The organism is Leclercia sp. 1548, from assembly GCF_050435045.1.
In the GTDB taxonomy this organism is placed as follows: domain Bacteria; phylum Pseudomonadota; class Gammaproteobacteria; order Enterobacterales; family Enterobacteriaceae; genus Enterobacter; species Enterobacter adecarboxylatus.
In genome coordinates, this window is record NZ_JBNDJP010000001.1 from 1035297 (window position 1) to 1048452 (window position 13156).

General features: G+C 56.3%; 12 protein-coding genes. 7 read left to right on the forward strand and 5 right to left on the reverse strand.

Going from position 1 to position 13156, the window contains the following annotated elements:
• Positions 1-11 precede the first annotated feature (11 nt).
• Genes kdpC through kdpE form a run of 3 tightly spaced genes read left to right on the forward strand, consistent with a single transcriptional unit; the run spans position 12 to position 3937 of the window.
• Positions 12-587 carry a potassium-transporting ATPase subunit KdpC gene (gene kdpC / locus ABIE02_RS04990; RefSeq protein ID WP_032617064.1) on the forward strand — a complete coding sequence of 192 codons (576 nt, stop codon included), beginning with the start codon at positions 12-14 and terminating at the stop codon, positions 585-587.
• Positions 588-3263 carry a two-component system sensor histidine kinase KdpD gene (kdpD, locus tag ABIE02_RS04995; protein ID WP_336994769.1) on the forward strand — a complete coding sequence of 892 codons (2676 nt, stop codon included), beginning with the start codon at positions 588-590 and terminating at the stop codon, positions 3261-3263.
• Positions 3260-3937 (forward strand): two-component system response regulator KdpE, encoded by a 678-nt coding sequence (kdpE, locus tag ABIE02_RS05000; protein ID WP_032617062.1) that lies wholly within the window; start codon positions 3260-3262, stop codon positions 3935-3937. Before kdpD ends, kdpE begins: the two co-directional genes overlap by 4 nt.
• 87 nt (positions 3938-4024) lie before the next feature.
• On the opposite strand, the gene pgm is transcribed toward kdpE, so the two are convergent.
• Together pgm and seqA are read right to left on the reverse strand one after the other, a co-directional pair.
• On the reverse strand, positions 4025-5665 hold the full coding sequence (pgm, locus tag ABIE02_RS05005) for a phosphoglucomutase (alpha-D-glucose-1,6-bisphosphate-dependent) (protein WP_032617061.1): 1641 nt from the start codon (positions 5663-5665) through the stop codon (positions 4025-4027).
• A gap of 24 nt (positions 5666-5689) precedes the next feature.
• Positions 5690-6232 carry a replication initiation negative regulator SeqA gene (seqA, locus tag ABIE02_RS05010; protein ID WP_032617060.1) on the reverse strand — a complete coding sequence of 181 codons (543 nt, stop codon included), beginning with the start codon at positions 6230-6232 and terminating at the stop codon, positions 5690-5692.
• A 183-nt stretch (positions 6233-6415) separates the two neighbouring features.
• Here seqA and ybfF point away from each other — a divergent pair, with 183 nt between their 5' ends.
• The 4 genes from ybfF (at position 6416) to fur (ending at position 9029) form a co-directional block, all read left to right on the forward strand.
• Positions 6416-7189: an esterase gene (gene ybfF, locus ABIE02_RS05015; RefSeq protein WP_429211237.1), complete on the forward strand. Its 774-nt coding sequence runs from the start codon at positions 6416-6418 to the stop codon at positions 7187-7189.
• Between the two features lie 128 nt (positions 7190-7317).
• Positions 7318-7605, forward strand: a complete 288-nt coding sequence (gene ybfE / locus ABIE02_RS05020; RefSeq protein WP_032617058.1) for a LexA regulated protein — start codon at positions 7318-7320, stop codon at positions 7603-7605.
• A 155-nt stretch (positions 7606-7760) separates the two neighbouring features.
• Positions 7761-8291: a flavodoxin FldA gene (gene fldA / locus ABIE02_RS05025; RefSeq protein ID WP_032617056.1), complete on the forward strand. Its 531-nt coding sequence runs from the start codon at positions 7761-7763 to the stop codon at positions 8289-8291.
• Positions 8292-8582: 291 nt separating this feature from the next.
• Positions 8583-9029, forward strand: a complete 447-nt coding sequence (fur, locus tag ABIE02_RS05030; protein ID WP_032617055.1) for a ferric iron uptake transcriptional regulator — start codon at positions 8583-8585, stop codon at positions 9027-9029.
• A 153-nt stretch (positions 9030-9182) separates the two neighbouring features.
• On the opposite strand, the gene chiQ is transcribed toward fur, so the two are convergent.
• The 3 genes from chiQ to glnS form a co-directional block, all read right to left on the reverse strand.
• A complete protein-coding gene (gene chiQ / locus ABIE02_RS05035) occupies positions 9183-9512 on the reverse strand; it encodes a ChiQ/YbfN family lipoprotein (protein ID WP_077227907.1) in 330 nt (109 codons plus the stop codon).
• A 47-nt stretch (positions 9513-9559) separates the two neighbouring features.
• Positions 9560-10966: a chitoporin ChiP gene (gene chiP / locus ABIE02_RS05040; RefSeq protein WP_032617054.1), complete on the reverse strand. Its 1407-nt coding sequence runs from the start codon at positions 10964-10966 to the stop codon at positions 9560-9562.
• 434 nt (positions 10967-11400) lie between these two features.
• Positions 11401-13068: a glutamine--tRNA ligase gene (glnS, locus tag ABIE02_RS05045; RefSeq protein WP_032617053.1), complete on the reverse strand. Its 1668-nt coding sequence runs from the start codon at positions 13066-13068 to the stop codon at positions 11401-11403.
• Positions 13069-13156 lie beyond the last annotated feature (88 nt).

Here is a 13156-nt window from a genome sequence, read left to right on the forward strand (position 1 = left end):
AGGAAAATCAAATGGCTATGTTACGTCCCGCTATACTGTTGTTTATTCTGCTGGCCCTGGTCACCGGCGGCGTTTATCCGTTGGTTACCACCGCCCTGGGTCAGTGGTGGTTTGCCGACCAGGCCAACGGATCCCTTATCCGTCAGGAGGGGGAGATCCGCGGCTCACGTCTGATTGGACAAGACTTTACCGCGCCGGGATACTTTCACGGTCGTCCTTCTGCCACGGCAGAAAGCCCGTATAATCCGCTGGCCTCAGGCGGCAGTAACCTGGCAGGCAGCAATCCTGAACTGGATAATGCCGTTCGCGCCCGCATAGCGGCATTACGCGTCGCCAACCCGCAGGCCAGCCAGGCGGTGCCGGTGGAGCTGGTGACCGCCTCCGGTAGCGGGCTGGACTACAGTCTGACGCCGCAGGCCGTCGCCTGGCAGATCCCCCGCGTGGCACAGGCGCGTCAGCTCACGCCTGCGCAGCTCAGCCAGCTGGTGGCCGAACATACGCAAAAACCGCTGTTCAGCGCGATGGGCGGCACGGTGGTCAACATTGTTGAATTGAATCTGGCGCTGGACGCACTAAGGAAAAACTAAATGATCGACGAGCCTCAGCGCCCGGACCCGGACAAACTGCTGGAGCAGGCTGCCACCCCCCATCGCGGCAAGCTGAAAATCTTTTTCGGCGCCTGCGCGGGGGTCGGCAAGACCTTCGCCATGCTCAGTGAAGCGCAGCGTCTGCGCGCCCAAGGGCTTGATATTTTGATCGGCGTGGCGGAAACCCACGGTCGCCAGGAGACCGCCGCCCTGCTGGCCGGGCTGGCGACCCAGCCTTCCCGGCGTATTCATCATCGTGGTCGTCTGGTGACGGAATTCGATCTGGACGCCGCCCTCGCCCGCCGTCCGGCATTGATCCTGATGGACGAACTGGCGCATAGCAACGCCCCCGGCTCGCGTCACCCTAAACGCTGGCAGGACGTTGAAGAGCTGCTGGAAGCGGGCATTGATGTCTTTACCACCGTCAACGTGCAGCATCTGGAAAGCCTTAACGACGTGGTGAGCGGCGTCACCGGCATCCAGGTACGGGAGACGGTCCCGGATCCCTTCTTCGACGCGGCAGATGAAGTGGTGCTGGTGGATCTGCCCCCGGACGATCTGCGCCAGCGCCTGCACGAAGGCAAGGTTTACATCGCCGGGCAGGCCGAGCGGGCGATCGAGCACTTCTTCCGTAAAGGCAATTTGATCGCCCTGCGCGAGTTGGCCCTGCGCCGTACCGCCGACCGGGTGGACGATCAGATGCGGGCCTGGCGCGACCGTCAGGGCGAGGAGAAGGTGTGGCATACCCGCGACGCCATCCTGCTCTGCATCGGCCACGGCAGCGGTAACGAGAAACTGGTGCGCACCGCCGCGCGTCTGGCGGCGAAGTTCGGCAGCGTCTGGCACGCTGTCTACGTCGAGACGCCGCAGCTGCACCGTCTGCCGGAGAACCAGCGCCGCGCCATTCTCAGCGCCCTGCGTCTGGCGCAGGAGCTGGGGGCCGAAACCGCCACCCTGGCCGAACAGGCAGAAGATAAAGCCATCCTGCGCTACGCCCGGGAGCATAACCTGGGCAAGATTGTCATCGGCAGGCGTTCTCATCGCCGGTGGTTTAACCGGGACACCTTTGCCGACAGGCTGGCGCAGCGCGCGCCCGACCTCGACCTGTTGATCGTCGCCCTTGACGACAAGCCCGCCGCCCTGCCCGCAAAGACGCCGGATAACCGGGCGTTTACCGAAAAATGGCGCATCCAGCTGCGCGGTTGTCTGGTGGCGGTATTGCTGTGCGCCCTGATCACCTTTATCGCCAACCAGTGGCTACCCGACTTTGATGCCGCCAATCTGGTGATGATCTACCTGCTTGGGGTGGTGATCGTGGCGCTGTTTTATGGCCGCTGGCCCTCGGTCCTGGCGACGGTGATCAACGTGGTCAGCTTCGATCTTTTTTTCATCGCCCCACGCGGTACCCTGGCGGTGTCGGATGTGCAGTACGTGCTGACCTTCGCCGTGATGCTGGCGGTGGGCTTGCTGATCGGTAACCTGACGGCGGGGGTGCGCTATCAGGCGCGGATCGCCCGCTACCGCGAGCAGCGCACCCGCCATCTGTATGAGATGTCGAAGGCGCTGGCGGTGGGCCGCACGCCGAAGGATATCGCCCACACCAGCCAGCAGTTTATTCACTCGACCTTTCACGCCCGCAGCCTGATCCTGAGCCCGGATCGCGAGGGCGCGCTGCGCCCATTGACCCCGGTCTCGGGAATGACGCCCTGGGATGAGGCCATTGCCCGCTGGAGCTTTGACAAGGGCCAGCCCGCCGGGGCAGGCACCGACACCCTGCCCGGCGTGCCCTATCTTATCCTGCCGCTCCAGCATCAGGGGGTGGCGATCGTTGAGCCGTCTAACCTGCGCCAGCTGATGATCCCCGAGCAGCAGCGCCTGCTGGAGACCTTCACCCTGCTGGTCGCCAATGCCCTTGAGCGGCTGGCTCTGACCGCCAGCGAAGAGCAGGCGCGGTTAGCCAGTGAGCGGGAGAGCATTCGCAATTCGCTGCTGGCGGCACTCTCCCATGACCTGCGCACGCCGCTGACGGTGCTGTTCGGCCAGTCGGAAATTTTGACCCTCGACCTGGCGGCAGAAGGCTCCCGCCATGCCCCGCAGGCCAGTGAGATCCGCCAGCACGTACTGAATACCACCCGACTGGTGAATAACCTGCTGGACATGGCGCGGATCCAGTCCGGCGGTTTTAACCTGAAAAAAGAGTGGCTGACGCTGGAAGAGGTGATCGGCAGTGCCTTAAAAACGCTGGAGCCGGGACTGGGTGGGCGGCATATCGCGCTCGATATGCCCGATCCCCTGGCGTTAATCCACGTGGATGGTCCTCTGTTCGAGCGGGTGCTGATTAACCTGCTGGAGAACGCTGGCAAATACGCGGGCCGCAAAGCGCAGATCGGCATTCATGCCAGCGTCACCCCGGAACAGCTCCAACTGGAAGTGTGGGATACTGGCCCCGGCATCCCGGCGGGTCAGGAACAGGCTATCTTTGATAAGTTCGCCCGGGGTAATAAGGAGTCGGCCATTCCCGGCGTCGGGCTGGGGCTGGCCATCTGCCAGGCTATTGTTGAGGTACACGGCGGCACCATCACGGCCCATAACCGCCCTGAAGGGGGGGCCAGATTCTGTGTTACACTGCCGCGCGATACGCCACCCGAACTGAATGAATTGCCAGAGGATTTGTGATTAACGTCCTGATTGTTGAAGATGAACTCGCTATCAGCCGTTTTCTGCGCGCCGCGCTGGAAGGTGAAGGGCTGCGCGTACACGATGCCGGGACGTTACAGCGGGGTCTGATAGAAGCCGCCACCCGCAAACCGGATCTGGTGATCCTCGATCTGGGCCTGCCTGACGGCGACGGCCTCGACTTTATCCGGGAAGTGCGTCAGTGGAGCCAGATGCCCATCATTGTGCTCTCGGCGCGTCTGGAAGAGACCGACAAAATCGCCGCGCTCGATGCCGGTGCCGACGACTATCTCAGCAAGCCGTTTGGCATTGGCGAACTGCAGGCGCGGCTGCGCGTTGCCCTGCGCCGCCACGCAACCACCTCTCCTGTCGACCCGGTGTACACCTTCTCTGATATTCGCGTCGATCTGGCGTCACGACGCATTCAGCGGGGGGAGGCAGAAATCCATCTGACCCCTATCGAGTTCCGCCTGCTGGCGGTCCTGCTCAACAATCATGGCAAAGTGCTCACCCAGCGCCAGCTGTTAAGCCAGGTCTGGGGGCCGAATGCGGTGGAGCATAGTCACTATCTGCGCATCTATATGGGCCACCTTCGGCAGAAGCTCGAAGTGGATCCCGCGCGCCCGCGCCACCTGTTAACCGAAACCGGCATTGGCTATCGGTTTATGCTTTGAGAGAAAGCAAAACGGCAACCCTGAGGTTGCCGTTTTTAGAGGTACCAGGCCGGGCAATCGCCTTGCCGCCCGGCACACAAACCGCACTTACGCGTTCTTCAATACTTCACTCACAATCTCAACCGCTTCTTTCTCAATCAGCTGACGGTGCTCGTCGCCGAGGAAGCTTTCACAGTAGATTTTGTACGCATCTTCCGTACCGGATGGACGCGCAGCGAACCAGCCGTTCTCGGTCATTACCTTCAGGCCGCCAATCGACGCGCCATTACCCGGTGCTGCCGTCAGACGGGCCGTGATCGGGTCACCTGCCAGGGTGCTGGCGCTGACCATTTCTGGTGACAGCTTAGACAGCGCTGCTTTCTGTGCGGAAGTGGCAGACGCCTGCAGACGGTTGTAGCTCGGGGCACCAAAACGGGCTGCCAGCTCGTTGTAGTGCTCCTGCGGGTTCTTACCGGTAACGGCAGTGATTTCCGCCGCCAGCAGGCACATGATGATGCCATCTTTATCGGTAGACCACGGCGTACCGTTGAAGCGCAGGAAGGACGCCCCCGCGCTCTCTTCGCCGCCAAAGCCGAAGCTGCCATCGAACAGACCATCAACAAACCATTTAAAGCCAACCGGCACTTCCACCAGCTTGCGGCCCAGGTCGTTGACCACACGGTCGATCATGGCGGAGGAGACCAGCGTTTTACCTACTGCAACCTCTTTGCCCCACTGCGGACGGTGCTGGAACAGGTAGTTGATCGCAACCGCCAGATAGTGGTTCGGGTTCATCAGCCCTGCCGGGGTGACGATGCCGTGACGGTCATAATCCGGGTCATTTGCGAAGGCAAGGTCAAACTTGTCGCGCAGCGCCAGCAGGCCAGCCATCGCGCACTCGGAGGAGCAGTCCATGCGGATCGCGCCGTCTTTATCCAGGTGCATAAAGCGGAAGGTCTGATCGACATGGTCGTTAACGATGGTCAGATCCAGCTTGTAGTGCTCTGCAATACGTTTCCAGTATTCGATACCGGAACCGCCGAGCGGGTCAACGCCTAGCTTCAGACCGGCTTTCTGGATCGCCGCCATATCGACGATATCCGCCAGCCCTTCAACGAACGGCTGCACCAGATCCTGCTCTTTCACGTGGCCGGAGGCCATCGCCTCGTCCAGGGAAATGCGCTTCACGCCGTTCAGACCGGCGGCCAGCAGGGCGTTAGCACGATCTTCCACCACTTTGGTAACGTTGGTGTCAGCCGGGCCACCATTCGGTGGGTTGTATTTGATGCCGCCATCTTCCGGCGGGTTGTGGGATGGCGTGATCACAATGCCATCGGCCTGTGCGCCGCCTTTCTGGTTGTGCACCAGAATTGCGTTAGAGACCGCAGGGGTCGGCGTATAGCCGTTGTTTTCCTGAATCACGACGTCCACGCCGTTGGCCGCCAGCACTTCCAGTACGGAAATAAATGCAGGCTCTGACAGGGCGTGAGTATCTTTACCCACGTAGCACGGACCGGTGATACCGTTTTTGGCGCGCTCTTCGGCGATAGCCTGAGCAATGGCCAGAATATGTGGCTCGTTAAAGCTGTGGCGTACCGCACTGCCGCGGTGCCCGGATGTACCAAACTTCACTGCATGTTCTGCGTTACCCACTTCCGGCTTCAGCACGTAGTACTGCGCGGTAAGTTGGGCGACGTTAATCAAATCGCTCTGTTGTGCAGGTTGACCCGCACGCTCATGATTTGCCATTGCCTGGTCCTTCTGATGCAAGGGTTAGATAGTGCCGCAAACCTTATCAGTCAATTCCGCCGGAAACTGCATGGATTGCATGATGTGTTCGATCATGCTGCGCTTGCGTCCGGTATTGGTATTGGTGATCACCCAGTACGGCGTACCGGGCAGGTGCTTGGGCTTAGTTTGATTGCCATTCTGTAACAGCGTTTGCTCATCCGCCGCGAAATAGACGCGGGTACGACCGTGAAGTGACTCTGTCGCGTCGGCAAATGCGTTGTTATCCAGTGAATAGAGTGTAGTCAGCACCAGCATAAAGCGGTTAACTGCTTTCTTCTGCTCAGCGTATTCGTCAGAAAGCAGCAATTCGCGCATCGCACGCACTTTGTCTTTAACCGGTGACAGCGGCTTCTCCTGCACGACAGCCGCGGGCTGGCGCGTTTCTTTGATGGCCGGAGCGGCAGACTGCGAGGCGGCGGCGATTTTCAGCATGCGCCGTAAAATGTCGGACGCGCTCTCACCGATATGCCGCGTCTGGCTGGCGATATACTGATAAAGCTCGTCATCAACTTCGATTGTTTTCATCTTAATCCAGTGCGATATCTTATCTGAATACAAGTCGTTGGGAGTATAAGGTCAAAACCCAACAGCGGATAGCGTCAAGCCAGAATGGCGGCAAAAGTCAGAATTAACTGTTTCCTTGCAGCCGGGCGGCAGAATGGTCAACATGATACCCTAACCTGACATACGTAAAAAAAGAACTTTGCCATGAAATTGAATACCCGAGCGCAATCTGCACAATCGCCGCACAATAATTCTCCCATCGTCCTGGTGCATGGCCTGTTTGGCAGCCTTGATAACCTTGGCGTGCTGGCGCGGGATCTGGTGACCGACCACACGCTGCTCCAGGTGGATATGCGCAACCACGGTCTGTCGCCGCGCTCGGCGCAGATGACCTATGCCGATATGGCCCAGGATCTGCTGGATACGCTGGATGAACACCATATCGAAAAGGCTATCCTGATTGGCCACTCGATGGGCGGCAAAGCGGTGATGGCGCTGACGGCGTTAGCGCCGGAGCGGATTGCCGGGCTGGTGGTGATCGACGTCGCGCCTGTGGATTACGACGTGCGTCGCCACGATGAGATCTTCGCCGCCATCAATGCCGTGACCGACGCAGGCGTCAGTACCCGCCAGCAGGCCGCAGCGCTGATGCGTGAACATCTCGACGAAGAGGGCGTGGTGCAGTTCCTGCTGAAATCCTTTGTTGACGGCGAGTGGCGCTTCAACGTGCCGGCGCTGTGGGACCAATATGACCGGATCGTTGGCTGGCAGTCGGTGCCCGCCTGGCCGCACCCTACTCTGTTTATTACCGGCGGCAGTTCACCCTATGTGACCGAGGCGTACCGTGACGCGCTGCTGGCGCAATTTCCTCAGGCCCGTGCGCATGTGATTGCCGGGGCCGGACACTGGGTTCATGCCGAAAAACCGGACGCCGTGCTGCGCTCTATCCGCCGTTACCTCGCTGACATCGAAAATTGATTAAAAAGAGAGCGACTGGTCGCCTGCGGGCCTCCAGTCGTTGGCGTGCCGTTTTCGGTGATGTATGATGGCGCGCTTATCGCCCGGGCATTAGCAGGGTGTCTTGTTTCCCCCGAAGTCTCAAAATCATGGCCAAAGAACACACGGACCGCACGACATTAGATCTGTTCGCGAATGAGCGTCGCCCGGGACGACCGAAAACCAATCCGCTTTCGCGTGATGAACAGCTGCGCATCAATAAGCGCAATCAGCTTAAACGCGATAAAAGTCGTGGGCTCAAACGCGTCGAGCTGAAACTGAATGCTGAAGCCGTCGATGCGCTGAATGAGCTGGCGAACGCCCGTGAGATCAGCCGCAGTGAGCTTATCGAAGAGATGCTGATTTCTCAGCTCGAGAAATGGCACGGCAAAGCGTAAGTCAGAAAACTCCCCTTCTTGTTGTTTTCATGTAGCACAGAGTGCAGTCCTGCGTGATAGCAGTTTCCGCAGGCTTCTCTGTTCTGCTATGATTGCCCTTATCCGTGGCTAAATTGCGCCACCATACCATTAAGTATCAAGAGGTTATTTTACTCATGGCAATCATCGGCATTTTTTTCGGCAGCGACACGGGTAACACCGAAAATATCGCAAAAAACATTCAAAAACAGTTAGGTAAAGACGTTGCCGATGTGCATGACATTGCGAAAAGCAGCAAAGAAGATATCGAAGGTTACGATATTCTGCTGCTGGGCATCCCGACCTGGTATTACGGTGAAGCGCAGTGTGACTGGGACGATTTCTTCCCGTCTCTGGAAGAGATCGACTTCAACGGCAAACTGGTCGCCCTCTTCGGCTGTGGCGATCAGGAAGACTACGCAGAGTACTTCTGCGATGCCCTCGGCACGATCCGCGACATCATTGAGCCACGCGGCGCAGTGATTGTTGGTCACTGGCCAACTGCCGGTTACCACTTCGAAGCCTCTAAAGGCCTTGCCGATGACAACAACTTTGTTGGTCTCGCCATCGATGAAGATCGCCAGCCGGAGCTGACCGCTGAGCGCGTGGACAAATGGGTTAAACAAATTCGCGAAGAGCTGCATCTCGACGCCATTCTGAATGCCTGATGATATCGCGGCGCAACGTTACAGTTGCGCCGCATCAATAGGCAAAACCAATCAAAATAATTGCTACAAATTTTTAACTTTTGCTGCCATACCTGTACAATGATCCAGGAGTAAACGCGGAACCTTGTAACAACTTTGTTGGCGGTACCACGTTTTTATAAGCATACTTTACTTGAGACTTGCAGTTTTCATTAGGTCATGGCAGTTCTATAATGAGACGCATTATCCCAGGTGCATTTTCTGTCACTTCTTCTTTAGAAGTGAATCGTTTAGCAACAGGACAGATTCCGCATGACTGACAACAACACCGCATTAAAGAAGGCCGGACTGAAAGTCACGCTTCCACGGTTAAAAATCCTGGAAGTGCTTCAGGGTCCGGATAACCATCATGTCAGTGCGGAAGACTTATACAAGCGTCTGATCGACATGGGCGAAGAGATTGGTCTGGCTACCGTTTACCGTGTACTGAACCAGTTCGACGATGCAGGCATCGTTACGCGTCATAATTTCGAAGGCGGTAAATCCGTGTTTGAACTGACGCAGCAGCATCACCACGATCACCTGATTTGCCTCGACTGCGGCAAAGTGATCGAATTCAGCGATGATTCCATCGAATTACGCCAGCGCGAAATTGCCGCACGTCATGGCATTCGTCTGACCAACCACAGTCTGTACCTGTATGGCCACTGTGCCGAAGGCGACTGCCGCGAAGATGACCACGCGCACGACACCAAGTAATCTTTGCATCAACTCTGAGCCAACCTGACGGTTGGCTTTTTTTTTGCCTGTCATCATGCAAAAAGCCCGGTGGCGCTGCGCTTACCGGACCTTAGGGGATTTCCCTCTTCAGGCTGTGTAAACGTAGCGCCACCGGGCGTGGCAAACAGCAGATTACTTCGCGTTGTTAGTGCGGATCTCCTGCCAAATCTTATCGCAGTTTTTAGTGACTTCCTGATTGTTACCCGTTTTCCGCGCCTGGATACAGGCCTGGTAATCCGCCACCCTGACGGTCTCCTGAGTTGCAAACTGTTCGTGCGCCTTCTCCTTACGCAGCACGTCGAGCACGCTTTGGCAGGCTTCGATCTTCTCTGGCGAACCTTCAGCGGTATTGATGCAGGCGCTGTAGGCCTCTTTCAGACGGGTATCTTCTTTCTGGGTCTGGGGCTGCGCGCAGGCGGCCAGTCCTGATGCCAGCACCGCAACCACTACGATTTTTTTCAGCATAACGCTCTCCAGTCAGGCGGGGATCGTCCCCGCCCGGATTGTCATCAGAAGATGGTGAACGGGGCGATAACCATAAACTTCACGTCACGCTCATCCTGGAAGATGTTGCCGTAGCCGCCGCCGTAGCTTGGGATATCGGAGTGGTTGTCATACTGCGTGAAGTGCAGTTTGAACATGGTTCCTTTCGCGCGGCCGTCCTGCAGGGTGTAGCTCGCATCCAGGCTATAGGCCGATTCTTTGATCTTGTTAGAGGCGATATCCTCACGCTGACCGGCGCTGTTGATTAACCAGTCTGCCGGTTTCGCATCCCAGGCGTAGACATAAGACGCACCAACGCTCCAGCCCGCCAGGTTCCAGTTGCTCAGGTCATACATGGCGCCAAAGAAGACCGCTTTTTCACCGTTGGCGTTAAAGTCAGAGCGGTTATCCCACCATACGTCCAGACGACCGTTGGAGGAGGCGTAAGTTGGGGTCATACGTTGCAGGAAATACCCCTGCTGCCCTTCGGCCTTGACGTAAGTCCCTTCCAGACGTAAATCCACCTGGCCAACTTTGTAGCCCAGGGTGAGCGCCTGCAGCCATGCCGTACCGTCATAAATATCATTCACGGTGCCGCTGTCGGCTTTATCACGCGTGCCGTAGAACTGATAGGTGGTAGAGAGCGGGCCGCCCACGATATCGAGCTTGTAGCTGGCTTTGGCAAAGTACTGATCGATAAAACCTTCAGCCTGGCCAAAAGCGGCTTCCAGAATCAGGTCATTTTTGAAATCGTACTTCGCACCAAAGGAGTGGAGATAATCGACGCGGGTTTTGCGGTCATTCTGATAAAACTTGTCCATCTCGAGATGCCACGGCGCTTTATACTCGTTGGTCCACATGTAAGAGAAACTCAACTCACCGCTATCGCCGTAGTCAAATTTTGCCCCGGCTTCGGCCCCCTGATAGGTACCCGGCATAAAGCTCCAGTGCGGTGCTAAAAGGGTTTGACCGGTTGGCTGCAGCCAGCCACCGCGCGCCCAGACCGGACCGTATTTAAATTTTGCAGCCGCTTTGTACAGGCTGATCCCGCTCTTATCACCGGACCAATCCTCTTTATAGGCTTTGTTGCTGGAGGAGAAGGCAATTTCGTTCGGGTGGCCGCTGTCGCCGTTTTCGGCCATTTCGATGGCAGTAAAGGCTGCCAGATCAAGACCAAACATATCGGCGGCATAGCCGGACTGGAAATCAAGGTTAGCGTTCCAGGTGGAATGAGCCAGGTTAGTTTTATATTTATCTGACTCAACATCTTTACGGTCACGTTCACGCTGCCAGTAATAGACACCGCCCGTGAGGGTTGAATCATCAATAAAACCTTCGGCCTGAGCTTTTGGAGAAACCATCAAGCCTGACATTGCTGTAACACCGGCGATAGCCAGCGCAAGCGCACTACGTTTGCCACTAAACGCACGCATAATTAATCCTCTTTGACGTATTAAAAGCGCCTTAAACGGCGAAAAACAAAAAAGTAAAAAGTGGAGGTAACCGGCAATAGCCACTTACATCTCCTGCCCTTAGACTATTTTTCGCGACGCGAATTATCAACGCTTTTCAGCGATCAAAAGTCAGGATTATGACAAAGCGCACATATTTGGTTGCTGTTTGTAACAAAAGAAATAAGGGAGAATTTTTGCTTAAAATAATATTAAGAATGAGTCATTTATTTTTATTAAATTAAATTTAATTATCCCATCCGGTAGTAATAACGGTTAATTTGCGTGAAGGAAGAGAAAGCGAACCGTTTTAAGAAACAGGATTAATTCGCAACGCGAAGATTTAAATGGCCAGGCTACGATCGACAGGTAAAAAAAACGCCGCAGTACGCGGCGTTTTTAAGAGGAGAAAGAGGTTATTCGCCCGCTTTCGCCCAGGTATCACGCAGACCAACGGTACGGTTAAATACCAGTTTGTCGGCGGTAGCATAGCGGCTGTCGAGGCAGAAATAGCCTTCGCGCTCGAACTGATAAGCGTGACCGGCAACGGCATCTTTCAGGGATGGCTCAGCAAAGCCCTGCTTGATCACCAGTGAATCCTGGTTAATCACCTGCAGGAAGTCCTCTGCGGCACCCGGGTTTGGCACGCTGAACAGACGATCGTACAGACGGATTTCAACCGGCAGCGCATGAGCCGCGCTCACCCAGTGGATAACCCCCTTCACTTTGCGACCGTCGGCCGGGTCTTTGCTCAGGGTCTCGGCATCGTAGGTGCAGAAGATGGTCGTGATGTTGCCTTCTGCATCTTTCTCGACACGCTCGGCTTTGATCACGTAGGCATTACGCAGACGCACTTCTTTGCCCATCACCAGACGTTTGTACTGCTTGTTGGCTTCTTCACGGAAGTCGGCGCGATCGATCCAGATTTCTGCGCTGAACGGCACGTCACGGCTGCCCATCTCCGGCTTGCTCGGATGATTCGGCATGGTCACCAGCTCGCTTTCGCCCTGCGGATAGTTTTCGATAACCAGTTTTACCGGATCGATAACAGCCATGGCGCGCGGCGCATTGTCATTCAGATCTTCGCGGATACAGGATTCCAGCGACGCCATCTCGATGGTGTTGTCCTGCTTGGTTACGCCGATGCGTTTGCAGAACTCACGGATAGAGGCAGCGGTATAGCCACGGCGACGCAGACCAGAGATGGTCGGCATACGCGGGTCATCCCAGCCTTCAACGTGCTTGTCGGTCACCAGCAGGTTCAGCTTGCGCTTGGACATCACGGTGTATTCCAAATTCAGACGAGAGAACTCGTACTGACGCGGATGCACCGGAATAGAGATGTTATCCAGCACCCAGTCGTACAGACGACGGTTGTCCTGGAACTCCAGCGTACACAGTGAGTGAGTAATGCCTTCCAGCGCATCGCTGATGCAGTGGGTGAAGTCGTACATCGGATAGATGCACCACTTGCTGCCGGTCTGGTGGTGATCGGCAAACTTAATGCGGTACAGCACCGGGTCGCGCATCACGATAAACGGCGAAGCCATATCAATTTTGGCGCGCAGACAGGCTTTGCCCTCTTCGAAGCCACCGGCACGCATTTTTTCAAACAGCGCCAGGTTCTCTTCCACGCTGCGATCGCGATACGGGCTGTTTTTACCCGGCGCGGTCAGCGAGCCGCGGTATTCGCGGATTTCGTCCGCAGAAAGCTCATCAACGTAGGCCAGGCCTTTGTTGATCAGCTCAACGGCGTAGGCATACAGCTGGTCAAAATAGTCAGAGGAGTAGCAGATGTCGCCAGACCAGTTGAAGCCCAACCATTGCACGTCGTTCTTAATGGACTCTACGTATTCGATATCTTCTTTCACCGGGTTGGTGTCATCGAAACGCAGGTTGCATTGACCCTGGTAGTCCTGCGCGATGCCGAAGTTCAGGCAGATAGATTTCGCGTGACCAATGTGCAGGTAGCCGTTCGGCTCCGGCGGAAAACGGGTATGAACTGTGGTGTGCTTACCAGTGGCCAGATCTTCATCGATGATCTGACGAATAAAGTTGCTTGGGCGGGCTTCAGCCTCACTCATCGTAGATTCCTCAAAGCGTAAACGACGTATAACGGCATATGATCTTATAAGCCGGGCGTAGTGACAACCTTTAGTTACACGAAAAAGG

Excerpts from the sequence above, each read along its gene's own strand:
- kdpC (WP_032617064.1), top strand. The coding sequence starts at position 12 with ATGGCTATGTTACGTCCCGCTATACTGTTGTTTATTCTGCTGGCCCTG.
- kdpD (WP_336994769.1), top strand. The coding sequence starts at position 588 with ATGATCGACGAGCCTCAGCGCCCGGACCCGGACAAACTGCTGGAGCAG.
- pgm (WP_032617061.1), bottom strand. The coding sequence starts at position 5,665 with ATGGCAAATCATGAGCGTGCGGGTCAACCTGCACAACAGAGCGATTTG.
- seqA (WP_032617060.1), bottom strand. The coding sequence starts at position 6,232 with ATGAAAACAATCGAAGTTGATGACGAGCTTTATCAGTATATCGCCAGC.
- ybfF (WP_429211237.1), top strand. The coding sequence starts at position 6,416 with ATGAAATTGAATACCCGAGCGCAATCTGCACAATCGCCGCACAATAAT.
- ybfE (WP_032617058.1), top strand. The coding sequence starts at position 7,318 with ATGGCCAAAGAACACACGGACCGCACGACATTAGATCTGTTCGCGAAT.
- fldA (WP_032617056.1), top strand. The coding sequence starts at position 7,761 with ATGGCAATCATCGGCATTTTTTTCGGCAGCGACACGGGTAACACCGAA.
- fur (WP_032617055.1), top strand. The coding sequence starts at position 8,583 with ATGACTGACAACAACACCGCATTAAAGAAGGCCGGACTGAAAGTCACG.
- chiP (WP_032617054.1), bottom strand. The coding sequence starts at position 10,966 with ATGCGTGCGTTTAGTGGCAAACGTAGTGCGCTTGCGCTGGCTATCGCC.
- glnS (WP_032617053.1), bottom strand. The coding sequence starts at position 13,068 with ATGAGTGAGGCTGAAGCCCGCCCAAGCAACTTTATTCGTCAGATCATC.